Genomic DNA, 22650 nt, shown 5'->3' with positions numbered 1-22650 from the left:
GAATAATTAATAAAAGAGCAGCTAAAGAAAATTTACGATTATACTATTTGTATAAACAAAGTTATGCAAAAAAAGAGACAAACGCTGTTACAACAATGTTTGTCCAAACTTTTGCTTGTGAATGTTATTTGTATGCAATATAAATCCGTTATATTAGATACGCTTTTTATTAAACTTCGATTCCAACTAATTTCTCCCAATCTTCAAAGGATAACTTTTCTTTAATATGTTTTAATTTATCTGGAACTTCAACATAACACATCAATTCTAAACTATTGCCATCTGGGTCATTGAAATAAACAGACGCATTGCCTTGGTGTGGTCTTACAAACGGCTCGATTGATTCTCTACCACCGAATGGCACTCCCTCAACACCAATAGAATCTAACCATTTTAGAGACTCTTTTAAATCTTCATATGAAACTCGAAAAGCAATGTGTCGTAAAGAAGGGTGGTAAGGCGTTTGATACTCATTTCCTTCCCATAAACCTAACCAACTTTTACCTTCTTCTAACCAAAAGAAAGCAGTGTCTTCATCTCGCCATGCCATTTTCAAGCCTAATTTTTCGTAAAACGCTATGGATTTATCTAAATTTTTTACTGGCAAATGTGCTTCATATAAACCTTTTATCATAAAAAATACCCCTTACATAATTATGTTAATAAAATAATAGCAATTTTTTAAATATTACACCTCATTCATAGGGCTGAAAAATAAATATGTTTCTGGTTCAACTAAACTGTTGAGTAGATTGTTGAAAATATTACCAAAGCGATGCTGTGTTTCATTTAGTGAGCCGAGAGCAAATAAATGGGGATTAAGTTTTAGGAAAGGAATTTGTCAAAATTTAAGTCAACATATTTAAACCTTTTTATTGGTATTCATCATGCATAAAAATGAAAACGGAAAATATTAATTCATGATAATTATTTGTTCTTTTCATTTTCAAAGCATTAAATTGATAGTGGTAACTGCTTGTTGAATTTCTAATGAAAACATATCCATCACAATAATAGTACCTCGACTTGGTTCTGGTTAGTTACTAAACCACAATACAAACTATGAATTTTGAAAACTTTCCATCTTCATATCCGTATTAAAGTAAAGAAGTTTAATAAATCATTTTTTCAACTTAAAGGGGAAGGGATATGTTTTTCTTTAATAAAGTAGAAGTTTATACTGGATTTTCAATAGATGAATTATGGAAGGTGCAAGATATTTTAGCAAGAGAGGGAATTAAGTATACCTATAAGGTAATAGACCCTTCATTAAGTTGGGTAGGACCTGGAACAAAGCGAGGGAATTTTGGGAGTTTCGGGATGGACAGTAAATACGAAAAACAATATGTTGTTTCGGTAAGAAAAAAAGATGCAGAGATTGCAAAATATTTTATTAATCGTGTTTTAAATTCATAAGTTAAATCTTACTATAAAAACAATAATTCAAAGGAACCACATTATATGGTTCCTTTGAAATCATCTCTTCAAATCCCTCAAATGCTCTGGTAGCTCAAAATCCTCCAAATGTTTAAACTTTTTCAGTTCAACTTCAGAAGGTGTAATCGAAAAGGTGAGTTGATCTCTGCCGATCGGATTGTGTGCACCAAAGACCGGCGTTACTTCGATGACAACGGAAAACATAAATCCACGATAACCATTCGTTCTTTCCATCTTCAAAATGTTAATTTGATACGGATATACTAATGGGCTTTCATAGTAAGAATCTGCATAGTAATGGGTAACGGCCTGTTGAATTTCTGGTAATAACAGTGAAAAAAACATGTCCATGACAAGTTCTTCATCAGATTCTTTTGGTGGCTGATAATAAGGAGTTTCCGCAAAGGTTAATAATGCTGCGGTCAAAATCAAAAGTGTAATGACTGGAATCAGAATATATTTTTTCATAACCATGTCACCTTTTTAACCATTAGTTTGCTCCGAAAAAGTTATATTTTCCTTACAACATAATGGTAAAATAAGTGGAATTATCAATGAAATGGGGAAGATTATATGAAATCAATATCCGTTTATCATTTTGATGCTTTTAGTAAGGAACCGAATAAAGGAAATCCTGCAGGGGTGGTTTTTAACGCAGTTCCATTGTCGGATGAAGAAATGCAAGAAATCGCCTTAAAAGTAGGATTCAATGAAACTGCCTTTGCTCTTAATTCCGAAGTAGCAGACGTTCGAATTCGTTATTTTACACCAGGGCATGAGACGAATTTATGTGGGCATGCAACAATGGCGACTGTATGTGGGTTATATACAAAAGGATTTTTAGGTGACAAAAAAGAGTTTACCATTGAAACGAAAGCTGGTATTTTGCCAATCAAAATTGAGACAGGTGCTACTAATGAAATTCTCATCACCATGAGACAGACTTCTCCTCAATTTGTTGAATTCAAAGGTTCACGAAAAGATTTAGCCGATTCCCTTGGTTTAGAAGAAAGTGACCTTCATGAAGACTTCCCAATTGTTTACGGCAGTACAGGTGCTTGGACATTAATCGTGCCCATTCAGAAACTAGAAGCATTTAAAAGAATGAAACCGAATAATAAAACATTTCCTGAAATTTTAAAAGAAATGCCTACAGCATCGGTACATCCGTTTTGTTTAGAAACCTTTGATGTGAATGCACAGATGCATGGGAGGCATTTTTCCTCTCCTTACTCAGGAACATTAGAGGATCCTGTGACAGGAACGGCTTCAGGTGTAATGGGGGCATATTGTGCGCAGTACATCAAAAACGGACAGATAGATAAATTGAATCTCATCGTAGAGCAAGGACAAGAAATCGGAAAAGATGGCCGGGTAATGGTACAAATTTCGAAAAATGAGGACTCTTATGATGTTGAAATAACAGGGACTGCAATTTTTGTGAAAAATCTCGATGTTTCGATAGAAGGGTAGAAGCTTTAGTCTCTTCCTCATCCATTTTTTTGCATACTATAAAGTTATGCTATTAAAAATTGAGGAGGTGACTAGTTGGAAAGAAAAAACACTGAGTCAGACTGTTTTAAACCATTCATCAGTCCCAACCCAATTACTTCATTCAATCCTGTTCCACGATACCCTAAAATTGATAAAACCGCATTTATCAGTCAGTTTTCAAGTGTCATTGGAGATGTAACGATTCGAGATAACGTGTATGTCGCACCGAATGTGAGTATTCGCGCGGATGAAGGCACGCCATTTTATATCGGTTCCAATACGAATCTCCAAGACGGTGTTGTACTGCATGGTTTATTAGATAAACGTATTTGGAAAGGAAAAGAAAAATATTCGATTTACATTGGAAATGAAGTATCCATTGCCCATGGTGCCCTAGTTCATGGACCTTGCTACATTGGCAACAACGTCTTTGTTGGATTTCATGCCATTGTGTTTAATGCAATTGTCGGGGAAGGCACCTATATTTCAACGAATGCGGTCGTGACAAATGGCGTGCGAATTGCGCCGAATCGATTCATACCACCTGGTGCAACGATTGACACTCAAGAAAAGGCGGACGCACTTTCACGTATCCCAGAAGATCGTGAGGAATTTGCCCGAGAAGTGCAACGGGTGAACCAAGAATTTCCCCCATCCTATCATCACTCCTTTGGGAAAAATCGTTGCTCCTGTGGGGTTGCTTATGACTAGAAAGCTGTCATTTGGCAGCTTTTTTTATTTGGATATTATTTCGGATATAATGTTATCCGCCATCCCTTGCTAATACCAATAATTTAACTAATATACCCCCGTTTTTGCCGACAGCCATCCCCAATTGAATAACGCAAAAACGTTACGGAAAGAATAATAGGAAAAAATGTGCTTTGATGGGAGGTGGAGACTAGCGTGGAAGAGCAGCTGACGCAGGAACTACAAAACAATTTCCGTAAAATCCTTAAATATTTTAGTTACACTGAAGATTTAGCTACAAAAGAAATGATTTTTGACAATAAGAACTGTACCATTTTATTCCTAGATTCGATGGTGAATAAAGAACAGCTTCAAACCTTCGTGATCGCCCCCATACTCGAAGCCGAAACAGGGGAGATTGACAAAGTTGTAGAAGCAACCGAAGTTCAGGCCGTTTCATCGATTTCTGAAATAGGTAGCAAGCTGATGGAAGGCTGCTGTGTAATATTAATAGAAGGGAGAGAAGTAGCCTGGACAGTATCCGTTGCTGAAACGACATCCCGTTCTATAGAGACGCCAGCCAATGAGCGGAGCATAAAAAGTGCCCATGATGGATTTGTAGAGAGTATCGGTACGAATTTACTTTTGATAAGGAGAAGGGTGAAGACTCCTCAATTGAAAGTTCAATCGTATACGCTAGGAAGACAGTCCAATACGAAGGTTAATCTCGTATATTTAGCGAACTTGGCCAATAGCGAAATGGTAGAGGAAATAAAGCGTAGAGTGAGCTCGATAGATGTGGATCAATTGCTTTCATCTGGGGAAATCGAGGAATTCATAGAGGATAATCCGTATTCACCTTTTCCACAAATGTTACATACGGAAAGGCCAGACCGAGCCGTTTCCTATTTGACGGAAGGGAAAGTTCTTCTATTGGTGGATGGAGATCCAAGGGTTTTGATTATGCCGATCACCTTCTTTGCCTTTTACCAAGCATCAGATGATTATAACAGCAGATGGATGGTCGGCACTTTTTTCCGTTGTATTCGATTTTTAAGTTATATCATTTCCATTTGTTTACCTGCTATTTATATTGCCATTGTGTCCTATCATTCTGAAGTTCTTCCTATCGGCATTTTGTATTCCGTGCGAGTCTCATTGGAGAACGTACCATTCCATCCTTTTATCGAAGCCTTTACAATGCAAATTGTTCTGGAGTTGCTGAAGGAAGCGTCCATTCGTTTACCAACACCTATTGCACAAACAATCGGGATTGTAGGTGGGGTGGTGATTGGGACGGCGGTTGTGGAAGCCAGCTTTGTTTCCAATACCATGGTTGTAATCATCGGTCTGACAGCTATTTCGTCCTTTGTTGCACCAGTGAATGAGATGGGGACAAGTGCTCGACTACTTGGTTTTCCAGTTATGGTTGCTGCAGCCGTATTAGGCTTTTTTGGAATTGCCATTGTATTAATGGTGATTGTCATGCATTTATGCAAACTTGAAACATTCGGAATGCCTTACTTTTCTCCATTAGCTCCATTAAAGGAAAAAGACTTAAAAGATACGTTAATTCGAATGCCTGCATGGAAAATGGTGACTCGACCATCTGATTCTCTACCTGCCTATAAGAAGCAACAGTGGCGAACGCGGGGGTGGAAAAAATCATGATGGGTAGTCAAATCTCTATTACCAAGTTCCAGCTGTTAATGGTCTTGATTCAAACTCAGATAGGAATTGGCCTGTTATCACTACCGAATGTGGTTCAGGAATCCGCGCGTGGGGATGGATGGATTTCGATACTTTTTGCGGGGGTGGTTATTCAATTCTTGCTTATTATCTACTTGAAACTTTTAAAGAAATTTCCGAATGATATGTTGACAGACATCACGAAAAAACTCCTTGGAAAGCATTTGGGAACCATCGTAAATACTACCATCTACTTTTACTTCATTTTTACAGGAAGTACGTTGACGATATTAATGATAAAAATACTTAATGAGCAATTATTACCTTTAACTCCAGGGTGGGTAGTCTCATTTCTTATTATTGCTTCTTGCGTCTATTTGACCGTTAGCAATTTAAGAGTTATTGCGAGGTTCTTTGTCCTGGCAACTTTCTGGATTTTAGTATTAATTTGTATCACGGTTCTTTCGATTTGGCTACCAAAAGAAATTCAATTTATTCTTCCTGTTGGGAGTGCAGGAGGGAAGAATATTTTGCTTGGGAGTAATAATGCGCTACTTGCCATGCTTGGATTTGAAGCACTGCTATTTCTCTTCCCGTTTGTTATTGGAAATACGAAAGGCATGCTAAAAACGGTATCTTACGCCAATTTATTTGTTACAAGCTTTTACACGTTTATCACCTTTCTTTGTCTTGTCACATTTAGTCCTGAGCAATTACACCAAATTAGGGAGCCTGTACTTTTTCTCTTTAGGGGGCTAACGTACAGAATGGTTGACCGACTAGATTTAATTTTTCTTTCTATCTGGATTATTCCAATGACGACCTCAATTATTATGTATTTGTTCCTTGCAAGCAAATGTCTAGCTGGTAAGAAAAAATCCTATAAAAATGCGGTTATCATCAATGGCATTATCCTGTTTTGCTTATCTTTTATCCCGAATACAGATAAAATTACAGATACTCTGACTCAATATGTTTCGTTTCTTAGCTACACCATTGTAATTTTCTTACCTTGTTTGTTGCTTCTTCTATCTCGCCTTGTGAAAAAACGCAGAAGTGGTGGTTTCGTATGAAAAAGTGGCACCTACTACTATACATCCTGATGTCTCTTATGTTGGCAGGCTGTTGGGATCAGCATCATCTTGTCAATAAAACTTTTGTGAATGGGATTGGTTATGATTTGACGGAAGAAGGCAATGTGAAAGTGACGGTAAGAACAGTGAATATTAAGGGGAAAGGTGGCGGCCAGTTCGATGTTGAGGACATACTTCTTTTTGCAGAGCAGGAAATGCAAATCGGATTAGGAACCGAAATCGATAGTATGGTAGCTGGGGAAGTGGATTTTAGTCAGGCACATATAATACTGATTGGCGATGAGATGGCCAAAACGGGAATAAATCAGTTGCTGGAATTTTATTATCGAGGGAAAGATGCTAATATTGCGAAAAAAGTGGCGATTACAAAAGGAACTGCAGAATCCGTGATATCTACTGAAATTGAAAAAAGCCCAATTGCCTTCTTTATTTTGCAAGCAATTGAAGGGGGAGAAAACGCCTCCTATTTGCCAGATGAATCGATTTCCTCCATATGGACAAAACTTTTGACGCAAGGGAGAGATTTGCTGCTTCCATATATGGAGCAAGTAACACCAGAAAAAATCCGGATAGCTGGTGTTGCATTGATGGATGGGGATAAGTTTTCTGGAAAAACACTAACAATCGAGCAAAGCAGTTTATTGCTTTTAATGATGGACGAATTAAAAAAAACGAGCCAAATGTACCTCGTGTTGGACGAAGCAAAGGATGAGTCCATTAGAATTTCCACAAAACAAGTGAAAAGAAAATTGGATATCGAAGTCGACGAAAAAAACGGGAATGTCATGGCATCGATAAATTTGAAACTAAAAATTGGAATCGATAGCTATCCTCATAATCTAAATAAGAATATTAATCAAAATGAGTTGAGCCAAAAAATTTCTAGAGAACTTACAAAACAAGCAAAAGAGATTACGAACATTTTGCAAGAAGCAAATTGTGATCCTTTTGGAATTGGCTTGAGGGTGTCGACTACATATCCGGAAACATGGGAGAAATTGAATTGGGATAAGGATTTTAAAAACGTAACTATTAAACCGAATGTGGAAGTTGAGATAATTAAGACAGGTAGTATTTATTAATAGGTACTGCCTGTTTTTTTGTTTATACTGAAATTAGAATTTTGGGGGAGGGGTTATCTTGAAATCTGAAAAAAGTTTAAGGGTATGTGAAAAAGGGCATACGTATTACAAGAGTAGTGATTGCAGAAGTTGTCCTACATGTGATAAAGAGGAAAAACCAGAAAGTGGCTTCTTATCGAAATTAGCTGCACCAGCCAGACGAGCCTTAACGAATGAAGGAATTAATACACTGGAAAAACTATCCCAATACACGGAAAAAGAAATTTTAAATCTCCACGGTATTGGAAAAACGACCATGCCCATCTTGAGAAATTCATTGGAAGAGGCGGGTTTATCCTTTAAAGAATAATTGACGGAGGGTTTAGTATGGAAAACATCTCAACAACAACATTAACGATGGTAAGAGAATTTAATGTAGCACCTGAAAAAGTGTTTGATGCATGGATTAACCCAAACATGATGAAAAAATGGTTTTTCACATTGGAAGGAACAAATAAGGTATGCAAAAACAACCCTGAAGTAGGCGGTACGTGGGAAATTGTTGACCATCGTGGCGGTAAAGACTATCGTGCAATCGGGGAGTATTTAGAAATCGATCCTCCGAAAAAACTCGTATTCACATTTAAAATGCCAGAACTAAGCGGCAACGATTTAGCCGATACCATTACAGTGGAGCTAAAAGAACAGGAACAAGGCTGTGAAATGACCTTCACACAAGAAATTACGGTGATTCATGAAGAAAATTGGACTGATGCTGATATCGTAAAAGCCCATGATGACTGGCGTAGTGGCACAGAACAAGGCTGGTATTACATGTTCTTGGGGCTGAAGGAACTTGTGGAAACAGGGAAAATTAGTTATACAGGTCAATAAGATGGTAATGGCGCATTTCCAATGAGATGGATTTGCGCTTTCTGAATTTTTGTGGAGAAAAAATCATAAAAGATGGGGAGGGGGAGTTAGATGGAGTTTAACTTAAAAGAAGCAATTGAAGTGTTAGAACGAACACCGCAAACGTTGGAGCATTTTTTATCGGGGTTATCTGATGGTTGGCTATACTGTAATGAGGGCGAAGGAACGTGGAATGCCATTGAAGTGGTGGACCATCTCATTGAAGGGGAGAAAAACAACTGGATCCCAAGGTTAGAGTTTATTCTTCAAAACGGTAGCAATCAACCATTTCCTGAATTTGATCGGTTTTCCCATTTAAAGAATCAATCTCAAAGGACCATTGACCAATCTTTGCAGGAGTTTAAAACAATTAGAATGGAAAATATTAGTAAAATGAACACGTTGATTGAGCCTGCCGATTTCGAGTTGGAGGGGTACCATCCTGCATTTGGTACAGTGAAAATAAGAGAGTTGCTGTCAACTTGGGTTGTGCATGATTTAACACATATTTCGCAAATTGTACGGATAATGGCTGAGCGATACAGATCGGACGTGGGGCCATGGAGAGAATATTTGGGGATATTGAAAAAGAGAGATTTGAACAATAAATAGCTCTATTTGGATATGAAATACCGAATATTTGAAGTTTTTTTCAGACGCATTTCTTTAATTAGAATGCGCTTTTTTTGTGCTATTATGGAAAAATAAGGAGTGATAGCATTGAATATTTTTGAATACCAGAAATGGATTACTGATTTTTATAAAGAGCGCGGTTGGTATGAGTTGAATTCGTTTATTCGTGTTAATTTTTTAACGGAAGAAGTGGGAGAGGTCTCAAAAGCAGTTCGAACTCTAGAAATTGGCATCGATCGCCCAAACCATAGGGAACTATCAAAAGAAAAACAGATTGAGAACTTAAAAGAAGAACTTGGGGATGTGTTGGATAATTTATTTATATTAGCGGATAAGTACGATATTGATTTGACTGAGATTATGGAGAGTCATAAAGAGAAACTTACAAATCGGTTTAAATGATACATATCTAAGAACACTTGTTAAATCAAGAAACGAAGATGGGGGATACATTGAGCTGATGAAGACCATTTCGACTGGATATTTGGTGAGATTTGACCTTCATCAGGCTTATGAAGACCATTTCGACTGGATTTTTGATGGGATTTGAGCTTCATCGGGGTTATGAAGTCCATTTCGATTGGATTTTCGGTGAGATTTGACCTTCATTGGGCTTATGAAGACCATTTTGACTGGATATTTGGTGAGATTTGACCTTCATCAGGCTTATGAAGACCATTTTGACTGGATATTTGGTGAGATTTGACCTTCATCAGGCTTATGAAGACCATTTCGACTGGATATTTGGTGAGATTTGACCTTCATCGGGGTTATGAAGACCATTTCGACTGGATTTTTGGTGTGATTTGACCTTCATCGGGGTTTATGAATACGATATTCACACGGATTTCATTAGATTTTTGTATTCATGGGGTTTATGAATACGAATTTCCCACAAATTTTATTAGATTTTTGTATTCATCGGGGTTATGAATACGATTTTCCCACGAAATTCATTAGATTTTTGTATTCATCGGGTTATGAATACGATATTCACTTGAATTCCATTAGATTTTTGTATTCATAGGGTTTATGAATACGAATTTCCCACGAATTCCATTAGATTTTTGTATTCATGGGGTTTATGAATACGATATTCACACGGATTTTATTAGATTTTTGTATTCATTGGACTGATGAATCCAATTCCTACTCCAGTTTCATCTTTCTCATGCAAACATTAGGAGAATATTTTTCCAAAGATTTATCTTTCACTACCTTCTAGAAAAACTAACACAACATGATAGAAATAATCTTTAAAAACTCTATCAAATTTCAAAATTTTCAATTTATATTTTCTTCCATTTATGGTAAATTAAATACTAGCTAGTAAGTACATCTCATGCAAAGGCACCCATGGATAAAGCAAAACACTTTAAATTGGGGGAGAAAAGATGAGTCAGGCAAGTTTGTACAAAAAATCTTATTTCGATCTTTTAGGGGAATTTGGTGAATTGGCGCCGGATGCGTTTAAAGCATTTGTGACTTTTGACAAGAAGGCGTTAGCTGCAGGGGAATTAACAGTTAAACTAAAGGAGTTAATTGCCGTCGCTGTGGCACATACAACAGGCTGTCCATATTGCATTGATGTTCATACGAAAGCGGTTAAAAAAGCAGAAGCCACAAAGGAAGAAGTCGCAGAGGCTGTTATGGTTGCAACTGCTTTAAAAGCAGGTTCAGCTTTAGCACATGGGGTCAATGCACTAAACACGTATGATGAAAGCGCTGACGACGAATTGTATAAAGCAGAATATTTTAAGAGATTAGGAGAATTTTCTAAGCTAAACGGGGATTGCTTTGAAGCGTTTATCAACTTTGACCAGCAAGCACTAAAAGCAGGATTGTTAAGCGTGAAGGAGAAAGAGTTGATTGCGGTGGCAGTGGCGCATACAACAGGTTGCCCGTACTGCATCGACCTACACACGAAGAACGCCAAAAAAGCGGACGCGTCAAAGGAAGAAATTGCAGAAGCTATTCTAGTAGCAACGGCGTTAAAAGCAGGATCAGCCCTGGCGCATGGGGTGAATGCTTTATTAGCATATGATAAATAATTAAATAATCTTATAGTCTAGCACCTTCTTTTTTTCAGAAGGTGCTATTTTTTTGCATCTACAAATATTGCCATATGGTAAAATATATAATTATATTTCAATAACTTTATGAGGAAGGAAAATTAAATGATTGATATAAAACAAATGACGATTCATGAGTTACGTAATCTATTTAACAATGAAGAAAGCGAAGAGTCAGAAAAATTATTGATGGGTCTAGTTAAAGTGGCAAAAAAAACTAACAATAAATCTGCGTTTTTCGGATTATTAATGGTACTTATCGGCAATCAAAACCCGAGTCGGAAATTTTGTGAGTTTGGCTTCATAGAAGGATTAACTAGTTCAGGTGTTGGCTCATTAAAAAGTAACTTCACCCAAAATGGAAATAAGCTTTGGAATTATAAAGGTGAAGATGGCTACTATAATATTTTATTTGGTGACATTATCATCGGTGCAAAAGATGATCGCAAAATGTCTTCTAGAATGAAGGCTTTTATCGAGAACGGCATACCACTTGATAACACGGTTGAGGAAGTTATTCGAGTGTTAATCGAAAAAATTGAAAATAGTATTCACTCTACTAGAGAAGAACGACAAAGCTTAATCCAAAAAATAAATACATGCTACGAGGAACTAGATCTTTCAAGTGTTTCATTCGAAGCAGAAGAAAGTGGGCAATCTACTGTGAATAAAACAAATGTGTTACAAGTAAAGCTAGAAAAACTCATTAACAACGGTGTTCAGCAAATAGTATTAACTGGTGCGCCAGGGACAGGAAAAACGTATTTTGCTAAAAAATTTGCTAAAAACTTACCCGATGTTGGCGAAATTAATGGGGAAAAGTTTGCTTTTGTTCAATTTCATTCCTCCTATGATTATACGGACTTCGTTGAAGGGTTACGTCCAGTACAAATAGAAGATGGGCAGACACAGTTTGTAAAATTAGACGGAAGTTTCAAAGACTTTTGCCGAGCGGTTGTCAAAGAAAATGAACCAAATAAAAAATACTTTTTTATAATCGATGAGATCAATCGTGCTGATTTATCAAGAGTTTTTGGGGAACTTATGTATGGACTTGAGGAACAATATCGAGAAACGATTTTTCAAACGCAATATAGTAATTTACCAACTTATGAAATGAAGAATAAAAGAGCTGTTCCAATGGTGTCGGATGTCTTTGAAAATGGATTTTTCATACCGAAAAATGTGTATATTATTGCGACTATGAATGATATTGACAGATCTGTAGAGGCCTTTGATTTTGCGTTACGAAGAAGATTTCAGTGGATTGAAGTAAAAGCTAATGATGTTATGAAAGATGCGTTAGAAGGGATGCAACAAAACAACGAGATTCATCAAGACATCAATTTACACGAATTAATAGAAAGTGTGAAAGCATTAAATTCGTTGATTAGCGGCGAAGAAGGAAGAAAAATGGGGTTAACGGAAGCGCATCATATTGGGCCAGCCTATTTAAAAAGTAAAGCTTCTGACATTATTGATGCGAAAGGTGAAATTTGGGAGTACCGTATTGAACCAATTTTAAAGGAATATTGTAGAGGTTATCATAATACGCAGCAATTTTTAGCAGCCTGTGAATCTGCTTTTCTAGGATTGAGTAAGGATGAATAACAGACAGCTAGAGTTTTATTTTAAGGACTATACTTCCTACGATGAGTTAATTGAAAGACAAGATTCAATTATCGATAGACAAAGCCCAGAGTTCCGTGCATTTGAAATAGCTGTGAAGGAAAGGATCAAACCTTCAAAATTAATGGCGAATATTACTGAAACAGGTTTTAAGGATCAGGATAAATTAACGCTTATTGAATTCGACACGTTCTCTTCAAAAAGTCTTTTTGAAACAAAAGGGTTGGTTGGGGTTTTGAAAGTGAAGGACGTAAAAGTGGATATGGAGGACGGGGAATCCCAAGTCTTTGATGTAAAAATAACAATTACCTCTCGCTTTGATCAAATAAAGCCATATTTTCTTTCTTACATGTTATCCTATGAAAATCCAAATTTTAGTGAGGATTTTTTCACCGAATCGAGTGATGAGGATTTGTTAGCCGTACTACTTTTATATCTTTTTAAAAAGCAGTTAAAAGAAGCTTTTCGACAAGGATTGTTTAGAACCTATCAACGAAAGGAATACAATGATGGTCGGATAAAAGGGGCGATTAATGTTCCAAGACATATTCAAGAAAATTTGATTTTCAATGGGAAAGTAGCCTACACTTCTAAAGAAAATACAGTGGATAATACAATCAATCACCTTATCCTTCATACCTATGACTACTTGAAAAGCAGTTTTCCCGAAGTGACTGTAAAGCATATTGATCAGGATAATGAAATGAGAACCATCATAAACTCATTGAAGGAAGCTGCACCACAATATTTTACGAGCAATCGACATAAAGTGCTTTTAAATAGCATGACACCACTTTCTCATCCTTATTTCACTAAATATGAAGTCTTGAGAAAAACGTGTATTAAAATATTTAGAAACTTAGGGATTTCTGTTTTTGATGGGAAAGATGAATCAGTAAACGGTTTATTATACTATATCCCTGACCTATGGGAGAGCTTCTTACTACATAATTATAAGAATTATTTCTTAGGTGAAGAGTTTTTCGTTGATGCAGCAAATAACCTTTATATCTTTAAAGGTAATGATGGGAAAGATTATAGAAAACTGATTCGTCCGGATTTTGTATTCTATCGAAATGTTGATACTCCTTTCTTTATCCTTGATGCGAAATTTAAACCGAAGTGGTATGACGTTACAGCGAGGGGAAAATCCCTGAACCCAGTGTATGATGATTATTTACAAGTCATCAATTATATGGTTTCTTATGATACCAAAGCTGCAGGAGTCATCTTCCCAACGAATCATGGTGAAATTTTGAATAATGAATTCCAAATAAGTCCTTTTAATGAGAAAACAAAATTCTATTCCTTTGAAGTCGTTGTGCCAGTAGGAGATTGCACATATAAGGTATGGACAGATACGTTTAAACAAAATATTGAAAAATCCATGTCTAAAATCTTAAAAGTAATTAAAAGCAAACTATAGTCCAGAGCCTAATTTCTCAATGAGAAGTTGGGCTTTTAATATTGTGGTAAACTTATAAAGGAGTTAAGGAAAGGAAGTAAAAAATGAAATCTAGTATATTAAAATTTCTTGGGGATTATTCCAGTACGCTAAAAGAGTTGGTATTACGTTTTGAGGACCTTTTATGGGACCAACCACAAGCTGCCATGATGAATGCGCGTTTGTTTGGCGAAACATTAGTAAACATGATTTTTGAGCAAGAAAATATGAATGAAGTGTATCCGCTGAAACAGTGGGAAAAGACGAATCGCTTGTATAATCATGATATTATTCCAGATGATATTTATAAAAAATTCGAATACATAAGAAAAAACGGCAATACCGCAGTGCATCAACCGACAGAGATGGATATCGAAGTGGCAAAACAAGCCCATCAGTTTATTTTTGATTTGGGTGTTTGGTATGTGGAAGTATATGGGAGTTATAAATTCAATGCGCCAGATTATGAATTGCCCGCTAAACAAATTCAAGAGCCTCATTTTATACAGGAATGGATGAAAGAACATCAAAAGAAGATAGCTGAGATAGAAAAACAACTGGAAGAACTAAAACAAGAAAAACAACAAAATACAGTAAAAGAAGTGAAAAAAATAAACACTCAAAAAGTCCCTAAGCGTGAACGTATTGTCCCGTTAGATCAATATAAAGAAACCTTTAAAAAAGCAAATTTCGATTTGAAGAAAACAACGAAAAAGACTGCAGAATTCAAACATATGGAGTTTGGGGAAAAAGACGATGAAGCATATGTCTACTTGTTAGATAACGTAACGCCTACAATTGTTGTTCATCCTACGTTGATTGCAAAGGCACCACAGCTAGAGGAAATGGCTTCAGAACCTCTTAAACACACAGGATTAACAAAATTTCCGAGAAAGATAGAAGATAACACAAAAAAATCGAATTATGGACATCCATTTACATTCCAAACAAATGGCGAACTAGAAGCAATATTACTACGAATTGGTGAAGTACTCAATTCTAGATATCAGTAATTGTGCAGCGTTTCTACTATATGTAGAGACGCTTTTTTGGGCGATGATGTAGGAATATTTTACATATTAATTAATAAGCTGCACTTATATAAGAGTATAGGGGAACGATTGTTTTCAAATGGAAAAATATATCTTTTCTATTATTTTTGTGCAATAATTTTAGGAAAGGTGGGATGAGAATGAAGAAAAATCTCCTATTAATAATTACATATATAATTACAGTCATTTCATTGACGCTGACAATGTTTGATCCAGAGGAAAATATCATGCAGGATGTCTTTATGGCAGCTTTAACGGCTCTTATATATATTGTCTTTACCATTGGATGGATAAAGCTCGTGCAGCAAATAAAGTATGAAACACTTCATAAATGGATACTTGTTGCGATCACTTGGTTTGCATTATTAACAATTGGAGAGATTCTATTTGTCCAATCAACGAAGATTATTTTAATAGAATTAGGAATGCTAGTTTGTGTACTTGTATGCATCTATATTTACCGCGCAAATAAAATGGTAGTGGATGCGTTAACAGCGGCTCTATTATTCGTAATAGCATACATTGCGATGCGTTTTGAACATACGATTTTTCCAGGAGGAGTTATTGGTGGCATCGTCATTTCAATGCCATTTTTAATCCTTGGGGCAAAGAAATCCCTACGTGTTACACAAATGGTAGCACGACTTGTGTTCTTCTTAATGGCATTAACTATTTTATTTTTTGTCCCTGCAACGCCGATCATCGCTGAAGGTGGTTATATGTTGTATGGACTCATCACACTCATCATAGTGGCATTTCTAATTAGACGCAAAATCGAACTGCTTTTGCCAAACGAGGCGATGCCGGTATTGTTGGTTGTTACGGTTGTTATGTATGTTGTGAAACTAATTTAAAAAACACAAAAAGCGAGGTTAAACCAACCACGCTTTTTTTTGAATCGAATTAGCTACTTTTACCGACAAACGATCACTATTAGTAACAATTATTCTTATTATAAAAAATAGGTAAATCTTTTTAACAAGTAAAAAAATTCAATTGCGGACAGTCATCTCATTATTACATTTAGTTTTGTTTACAAGATGTGCTAGCTATATAAAATATCTGCGTAAAAAACTTATCCTTATGTTACTATTTGTTCATTTAGTAATAGATTAAAGATATATTAAGCTGCTTGTTTCTTCTTACCTGCATCGAAGCCTTCTTTGTACCAACGAATATGATTTGCGTTATCAAAGTCTGGTTTTATATATTTCTCCATATTAAATGAGTCATTATATCCCATTTGATAATACTTCTGTTTTTCAACATCTATAACAAAACGTTCAAAGCCTTGTAAGTAGGAATCTGATAGTGCTTTATTAGTTTGATAAATAGAAGGTACTACCGAAGATTTACCATTTTGTGCTGCTGAATATCCTGCGCGGTATGCTTTGTTTTTTTCATTAGTTAACTTAAGCTTCCCTTTAGCAAAACCTTCTTTATAGCCTTTATTGTAAGCACCTTGATATTTACTTATGCCAATATTAGAAATTCCATTATAACCATCTTTTAAACCGTCTGCATAGCCATCTTTTTCAGCTTGTTTAATTTGTTTTGCTTTCTTTACAGCTGCTTCTTTTTCTTGTTGAGCTTTCTTAGCTTTTTGTGTTGCAATTTCTTTTGCAGATTGACCACTTTTCTTTACAGAGCTAGAACTATTTGAAGATTTACTTGTTGATGAGCTATTAGACGAAGAACTGCCACCGTTGTGGTAGTGGTACTCACCATACTCTAATCCCCATCTCTCAGTACAATTCGTTCTACAAGTATGACCACCGTTACTGTCTGTTCTTCCTGGATGTGCATACACACTACTTGCAGATAGTACCATGATTAATGCTGTTGATAATAAGATTCTTGATTTTTTCATAAAAATTCCTCCCAAAAAACACTAAATCTATAATTTGATACAAAAGTTTCATGTAGAATTTACCACATCACCTAATATTTGTCATCATATAATTTGATAAATATATAGATTTTAGGAAGGCGATATATGTTAAATTGGACAAGGTATTAAAATTAAAAGCTGAAAAATTAAAACATTCACATTCATTTGCATAATAAGTTTAATAAAACGCAAAAAAGCGCGGTTAAACCAACCACGCTTTTTTCCATTAGTTTTGTTTTGCAGGAACTTTTCTCTTCTTCCAAGGCTTTAAATATGAAATAATAAAGATAAAAATTGTAACGATGATTTGGAAATAGACCGCATTATCTCGTAACACGTGATTTCGAGCAAAGATTGGGTTGATTAAAGCCATTTCTTTTTGAGTTTCCAACAATTCCATATTCGCTAGCATGAGCTTGTCTACCACAAAAATTCCAACGATTGTTTGAATGATATAAAGCACAAATTTTACACCAACCCATCGATGCTTGAAAAAGCCCCAGTTGGTAAAAAATCCGTAAATGAGACCCACTATTAAAGTTCCAATCGCACCCCAGCGCACAATGTTATCACTAATCACAACAATGCTTTTATATCCAAGGTAGGACTCATCATAATTTGAGAAATCAATATGAAAAGTTAAAGCTACCGAACTTAAAATGCCTCCGAAAAATAATACCACAAGAAACACGTGGATAATCTTCAGCCACTTCATGCCTTTTGGACCAATTTTTTTCATTACGCAAACCCCCAAGTTGTTCTACTAATTATTGCCACAAATAGCATTATTAATAAGTGCAATTCCGATAACTGCTACTAAATGCACTATTCATTTTAATAGAAAGGGGATAAGCATATAATGAGCCACAGCCTTATATTTCTCTACATCTGAGGTCTTATTTTAAAGCTTGTTCCAAGGTATATCAATAAATCCCCACTAATTAATTGTTTGATACCATCTTCCTCTCATTCTTAAAGTTGATGGATGATGCCCTCTTAAAAGTAGTGGGGGATTTGAAGAAAGTGTATTTTGAAGCCAAGTATGTAAAATAGGTTGTAATTGGCTAGTACAGCAATTGATTAAAATATCGTTTGTACTAAAGATGTTTAATATCGAATGAAATTCATTTTTTATACTTTGCATATTCCAATTACATTTCCAAATGTTATTCCTTAACGTAACATATGGGCCTTTTAAAGCTTTTTGATGAACATGGAATAATGAAGTTTGATAAGGAATGGGATTTAAAATGACGATATCAATCATTTCCCCGTTAGAAAAATGAGTGGGGTATAGAGTAGACAGACTAATTAGTACATGATTAATCTCATTATGTATTACTCCGCCAGTTGCAGCAAGGTTCTGTGCTGGGGCAATTGGAATCATTGAACTGAAATTATGTTGGTATTCATCTTCATGTGGTGATTCTAAAATGAAACCAATTAATTTGTTGTTATTATTCTTTTGTTTGAAAATCATATCAGGATAGTTAGAATTACCAATAAGGTTATTATTTAAACTGTTTTGTATTCTTTGAAATTGATTATTCCCAAGATATTGGAACGTATAGCGAATGACATTTGGTACAGGTTTCCAAAAGGATTTATCAATTACTATATTATTATTTGCTTGAATAACAAAAGGAGAATTGGAATTAATAATATCAGTTAAAACTCTAGAATTTGGTGATTGATTTTTAGAGTTAACTATGCGAATTGAACCATGAAGAGGAATATCTAAGTATAAATTCATTTGAACAAGCTCCTTATCAAATGTGATTGAAGTATCTTAATAATAAATGAATCTTTCGAAGTTTAAAACGCAAAAACAGAGGATAGCTCTTATGCTAATCCTCTGTTATTTTAATTTCCATATCATTTGAAATCAAACCTCAAACTTCCTTACGCCTTTTTCCAGTTCTTTCGCAATATCATCTAATTGCTGAGAGGTAGAGGAGACAGATTCCATTGCCTGAAGTTGATCTTTCGCAAAGGCGAATAATTCGGTCGTTTTTTCGTTTGATTGCATGGTTGTTTGCTGCATTTCCGATACTTTTTCTGTAATTACCGTTGAAGCGGAGGAGAGTTGATCCACAGCCTGTGCAATGTTTTTTGTTTGATTGGATACATTATTAGCACTTTGTAATATTTCCTCGAAAGCTTGGCTTACTAATTGAACGATGGCCATCCCTTGTTCTACTTCCTTCGTACCCATTTCCATCGCTTGCACAGCAGAAGATGTTTCACCTAGTACTTCATGAATGAGTATGCGAATTTGATTGGCACTTTCGTTTGACTGCTCAGCTAGCTTGCGTACTTCTTCTGCAACAACAGCAAAGCCTTTTCCATGTTCGCCTGCACGAGCCGCTTCAATGGATGCATTGAGGGCAAGTAAATTTGTCTGTTGACTAATATTCTCCATTGTTGCGGTAATTTCATTGATATGATTTGACCGTTCACCAAGAAGGGTAATCATTTTCGCAGCTTGATGGAATGTTGTTTGTATCGCCTCAATTTGACCCGTCATTTGTTGAAGGAGCTCATTTCCTTTCATCGAAGTTTTCGTATTTTCATGGGAGGCATCTGATACTAAGTATGTTGCTTGTGTAATCGAATCGATGTGTTCCACAATATCTTCAACCGCCTGTATGCTATCATTCGTTGCTTGAAGCTGTTGTTGCATATTATTTGAAAATGCTTGAAAATTATCCGTAACCGCATGGGTGATTTGACTTGTTTCACTAGCACGGGATAGCAGATGCTTTGAATTGGTAGATAGCTGACCGATTGTTTGAAGATTGGATTCAATGATTGTTCGAAATGACGTGATGATATTGTTAAATGATTGAGCAACCATTGCAAACTCGTCCTTTGAATCTAAATACGCCTCGGCTTTTAGTTCTCCATCTTCTACACGTTTGGCTAAAACTTGAATTTGGTTTACAGCGTGACGAATCGAAATGTAAAAACCAATGACAAAATAAAACGCGATTGAACCCAATACCGCCAGTGCTGCAAGGCTTAAATATTTCGTTTGTTTATAGTTGTCTACTCGTATGTTAATTAAAAAATCGAGTAATTTTGCATGTTCAAGATGATAGTCATCAAATTTATCAAATTGTGAAATCATCGTTGATTCGAATTGCTTCATCATGTTTTCATCAATCACACTATCCTGTAGCGATAAACGTTGCTCAATTGTATTTAAAAGTAAATTTGACTCATTCGAAATATTGTCTAACATATTCTTCATTTCGTTAAAAATCGAAACATCTGCGGTATGACGAGTGGAAGTTTCAAAATTAGACTGCAATTGATTAATTGTTGAATGAAGGACTGAATATAAGCTGATTACCTCAACTTTTTGTTCCATCGTTAATACTTCATCCGTGTATTGCTCGATCGTTAAATATAAATTATTTAGACTTTGTACATAGTTCGGGATTAAAAATAAAAAAGAGTTCATTAAATAATACGTATCTAAATCCGGATCTAAAATTAAATTGGAGTTGTTCGCTACTTCATTTTGATAAATAGAAATAATGGATGATACCCAATTTTCATAGTTTGTTAAGCTTTTGGATTGCTTTAACGTTGACCAATTTGCTTCAATTTGCTGTATTTTCTCAGAAACACTGCTCTCTGGGGTATTTAAAAGAGGGCCAAGCTTTTCATCGACTTGGTGGATGGCCACAAAGTGTTCCTCGATTTGTTTTTCTAATGCCGAATCACCTGTTTCTAGTACCGGTCGATAGGCAAGGGCATCTTGCAACAATAATTGCATGGGCTCTAAATAATCCACACCATAAGCTTCAAAGGAATTGAATTCAATTTGTGCATTGAGCTGACGAATGAGTGCGAAAACTAAAACAAAACAAGCAACAGCGGTAATGGACATAATCGTTAAAAATTTCAGCGAGAAACGAAATTTGTTAAGAACAAAAACGGCAGGTTGAAAAATTTTCACAGGAAAACACCTCTCTAATGTAAGAAAAAATAACATAAAATAATATTTTTATAGATTTTATACCATATTTTGGTGAATTTATCTAATTTTATGTTATAAAAGTTTACACGTTTTATTTATATTTTAAAAAAGTATGAAAATTATGTGAAATGATTGAAACTTTCGAGGTGTGGGGAAGGGGTAATCAAAATAAAAAGACGAGGATTCGAATGAATACTGAACGACAATCGAAACTTAGTAGAAAACATTGTGTGTAAGTGGAGATGTAGTGAATACTAACCATATTTAATTGCAAAAAAAAATTTTTACAAGTAAAGGATTTTGCAAAAGTCAATAGAAAATTTAAAAATATCGAAGGAAATGTCTGAACTCTAGGGATAATTACTCTCAAGGGAAATATAATGTATAAAACAAGTAATATTCCGCATACTGTAAAATTTTTGAAAATAAAAAATGTGGATTGGATTATAGGGTTTTATTAAGCGGACGAGTTGCAAGAAAATGGTTTATTTCTATAGATTGGTTTGACTATGAATTGAACGGTGGGGGGATGAAAGATGAGCGACACAGATAAAAGAAGTTACCATACGTTAGCTAACGACGAGTGGGACTTATTCTTAGAAGCATACCGTTCGTATGAAATTCAACAATGTCACCAAGAAATATATTTAAGTGGTTTCAAAAGAAATGGAGATCGAATTAGAAGAGCGGCAGAACGTCGTATCGATATGTTGGAAAATGCAGACTATCAAAAACTGTTTGCAGATTTTGGAGCAAACTTTTCAGAAAGTATTGAAATTGAGTTAGAAACAACAGGGGATTATAACTTTTTCAGATTGTTTGATCTGATGTTTACGAAAAAATCATAAGTACAATTTATGGTGAGGAAAACTGCTCACCTTTTTGTATTGGTTATATTTCAAAAATACATAAACGTATTGTTTTTTTGTTTTTTCTTTAGTAGTTTACTTGAGATTTATTAACATTTACTTGTTGATACCTTATTAGTCTTGATATATCGGTCTATATAGAAGCTATTTGAGTAAAAAAATAAAATAACATAGACAAACTATAAAAGTAAAGCTAGAGTTTTGGGTTTCTGTACGCGGGTTCGACTCCCGCCGTCTCCATACACATGATTTCTATTAAATATTTGAAGGTCAATACCCCTGATATATAATTGGGTGTTGGCCATTTATATTGTTATTGAATTTCATCTAATGCATTTAAGTGCAGATAAAATTGTAGTAAATAATATGAAATAAAGTCTCAATATTTATTAAAATAAAAAATATATAAAAATATGCATATTTGTATAATTAGGTTAGATTTGTTTAGGAGGAGAAATATGACAGCGCTCACTGAATCGAATATAGGAAAAGTTTTAGATTGGGCTTATTCCAAAGCGATTTATGGTATTCCAGGTACAGATACAGCATACGAACTAGCTGAAAGTTATTTAAATGACGGATTGTAATATTAAGTGCAACACCTGTAAGTCAAAATAGAAGAAGCCCACAACGACCTCGTATAAAATGTTAGTTACCACACAAACATCAGAGGAGGAATCGTTATGAGCTATACT

The 22650-nt window shown here is 35.3% G+C and carries 23 protein-coding genes; 17 read left to right on the top strand and 6 right to left on the bottom strand.

What is annotated here, in order from left to right; translation table 11 throughout:
- Positions 1-169 precede the first annotated feature (169 nt).
- A complete protein-coding gene (locus D8M03_RS08655) occupies positions 170-634 on the bottom strand; it encodes a VOC family protein (protein WP_121214371.1) in 465 nt (154 codons plus the stop codon).
- Between the two features lie 515 nt (positions 635-1149).
- On the opposite strand from D8M03_RS08655, the gene D8M03_RS08650 reads away from it, so the two are divergent.
- Positions 1150-1416, top strand: a complete 267-nt coding sequence (locus D8M03_RS08650; RefSeq protein ID WP_121214370.1) for a hypothetical protein — start codon at positions 1150-1152, stop codon at positions 1414-1416.
- Positions 1417-1476: 60 nt separating this feature from the next.
- On the opposite strand, the gene D8M03_RS08645 is transcribed toward D8M03_RS08650, so the two are convergent.
- Positions 1477-1905, bottom strand: a complete 429-nt coding sequence (locus D8M03_RS08645; RefSeq protein WP_170148409.1) for a DUF3888 domain-containing protein — start codon at positions 1903-1905, stop codon at positions 1477-1479.
- Between the two features lie 105 nt (positions 1906-2010).
- On the opposite strand from D8M03_RS08645, the gene D8M03_RS08640 reads away from it, so the two are divergent.
- The 14 genes from D8M03_RS08640 (at position 2011) to D8M03_RS08575 (ending at position 16061) form a co-directional block, all read left to right on the top strand.
- On the top strand, positions 2011-2910 hold the full coding sequence (locus tag D8M03_RS08640) for a PhzF family phenazine biosynthesis isomerase (RefSeq protein ID WP_121214368.1): 900 nt from the start codon (positions 2011-2013) through the stop codon (positions 2908-2910).
- Between the two features lie 75 nt (positions 2911-2985).
- Entirely contained in the window at positions 2986-3642 is a 657-nt protein-coding gene (locus D8M03_RS08635) for an LbetaH domain-containing protein (RefSeq protein WP_121214367.1), read from the top strand.
- 183 nt (positions 3643-3825) lie between these two features.
- On the top strand, positions 3826-5292 hold the full coding sequence (locus D8M03_RS08630; RefSeq protein WP_342768800.1) for a spore germination protein: 1467 nt from the start codon (positions 3826-3828) through the stop codon (positions 5290-5292).
- Positions 5289-6383 (top strand): GerAB/ArcD/ProY family transporter, encoded by a 1095-nt coding sequence (locus D8M03_RS08625; RefSeq protein WP_121214366.1) that lies wholly within the window; start codon positions 5289-5291, stop codon positions 6381-6383. Before D8M03_RS08630 ends, D8M03_RS08625 begins: the two co-directional genes overlap by 4 nt.
- Positions 6380-7486: a Ger(x)C family spore germination protein gene (locus tag D8M03_RS08620; RefSeq protein WP_121214365.1), complete on the top strand. Its 1107-nt coding sequence runs from the start codon at positions 6380-6382 to the stop codon at positions 7484-7486. The genes D8M03_RS08625 and D8M03_RS08620 overlap by 4 nt, the downstream gene beginning before the upstream one ends.
- 58 nt (positions 7487-7544) lie before the next feature.
- Entirely contained in the window at positions 7545-7835 is a 291-nt protein-coding gene (locus D8M03_RS08615; protein WP_121214364.1) for an RNA polymerase alpha subunit C-terminal domain-containing protein, read from the top strand.
- A 17-nt stretch (positions 7836-7852) separates the two neighbouring features.
- Complete coding sequence (locus D8M03_RS08610; RefSeq protein ID WP_121214363.1) at positions 7853-8359, top strand: SRPBCC family protein; 507 nt, start codon at positions 7853-7855, stop codon at positions 8357-8359.
- Positions 8360-8449: 90 nt separating this feature from the next.
- Positions 8450-8989 (top strand): DinB family protein, encoded by a 540-nt coding sequence (locus tag D8M03_RS08605; protein ID WP_121214362.1) that lies wholly within the window; start codon positions 8450-8452, stop codon positions 8987-8989.
- A gap of 108 nt (positions 8990-9097) precedes the next feature.
- A complete protein-coding gene (locus D8M03_RS08600; RefSeq protein WP_121214361.1) occupies positions 9098-9412 on the top strand; it encodes a MazG nucleotide pyrophosphohydrolase domain-containing protein in 315 nt (104 codons plus the stop codon).
- A 992-nt stretch (positions 9413-10404) separates the two neighbouring features.
- Positions 10405-11061, top strand: coding sequence for a carboxymuconolactone decarboxylase family protein (locus tag D8M03_RS08595; protein ID WP_121214360.1), 657 nt, complete (start codon positions 10405-10407; stop codon positions 11059-11061).
- A gap of 126 nt (positions 11062-11187) precedes the next feature.
- A complete protein-coding gene (locus D8M03_RS08590; RefSeq protein WP_121214359.1) occupies positions 11188-12693 on the top strand; it encodes an McrB family protein in 1506 nt (501 codons plus the stop codon).
- Positions 12686-14137, top strand: a complete 1452-nt coding sequence (locus tag D8M03_RS08585; RefSeq protein WP_121214358.1) for a 5-methylcytosine restriction system specificity protein McrC — start codon at positions 12686-12688, stop codon at positions 14135-14137. Before D8M03_RS08590 ends, D8M03_RS08585 begins: the two co-directional genes overlap by 8 nt.
- Before the next feature lie 83 nt (positions 14138-14220).
- Positions 14221-15168 carry a DUF4145 domain-containing protein gene (locus tag D8M03_RS08580; RefSeq protein WP_121214357.1) on the top strand — a complete coding sequence of 316 codons (948 nt, stop codon included), beginning with the start codon at positions 14221-14223 and terminating at the stop codon, positions 15166-15168.
- Positions 15169-15347: 179 nt separating this feature from the next.
- A complete protein-coding gene (locus D8M03_RS08575) occupies positions 15348-16061 on the top strand; it encodes a hypothetical protein (RefSeq protein ID WP_121214356.1) in 714 nt (237 codons plus the stop codon).
- 269 nt (positions 16062-16330) lie between these two features.
- On the opposite strand, the gene D8M03_RS08570 is transcribed toward D8M03_RS08575, so the two are convergent.
- The 4 genes from D8M03_RS08570 to D8M03_RS08555 form a co-directional block, all read right to left on the bottom strand.
- Positions 16331-17077, bottom strand: a complete 747-nt coding sequence (locus tag D8M03_RS08570; protein ID WP_121214355.1) for a YHYH domain-containing protein — start codon at positions 17075-17077, stop codon at positions 16331-16333.
- A gap of 247 nt (positions 17078-17324) precedes the next feature.
- A complete protein-coding gene (locus D8M03_RS08565) occupies positions 17325-17837 on the bottom strand; it encodes a DUF2269 family protein (protein WP_121214354.1) in 513 nt (170 codons plus the stop codon).
- A 198-nt stretch (positions 17838-18035) separates the two neighbouring features.
- The gene (locus D8M03_RS08560; protein ID WP_121214353.1) at positions 18036-18851 is read right to left on the bottom strand and encodes a hypothetical protein; all 816 of its coding nucleotides are present in this window, start codon (positions 18849-18851) and stop codon (positions 18036-18038) included.
- A 132-nt stretch (positions 18852-18983) separates the two neighbouring features.
- Entirely contained in the window at positions 18984-21065 is a 2082-nt protein-coding gene (locus tag D8M03_RS08555) for a methyl-accepting chemotaxis protein (protein WP_170148408.1), read from the bottom strand.
- A gap of 557 nt (positions 21066-21622) precedes the next feature.
- Here D8M03_RS08555 and D8M03_RS08550 point away from each other — a divergent pair.
- Positions 21623-21934 carry a hypothetical protein gene (locus tag D8M03_RS08550; protein ID WP_121214351.1) on the top strand — a complete coding sequence of 104 codons (312 nt, stop codon included), beginning with the start codon at positions 21623-21625 and terminating at the stop codon, positions 21932-21934.
- Between the two features lie 479 nt (positions 21935-22413).
- Positions 22414-22542 carry a hypothetical protein gene (locus tag D8M03_RS17960; protein WP_281272152.1) on the top strand — a complete coding sequence of 43 codons (129 nt, stop codon included), beginning with the start codon at positions 22414-22416 and terminating at the stop codon, positions 22540-22542.
- Positions 22543-22650 lie beyond the last annotated feature (108 nt).

This window comes from Ureibacillus endophyticus (assembly GCF_003628435.1).
GTDB classification, from domain to species: Bacteria; Bacillota; Bacilli; order Bacillales_A; family Planococcaceae; genus Ureibacillus; species Ureibacillus endophyticus.
The sequence above is the reverse complement of the archived record's forward strand: the minus strand, read 5'-3'. Positions and strand labels throughout refer to the sequence as shown.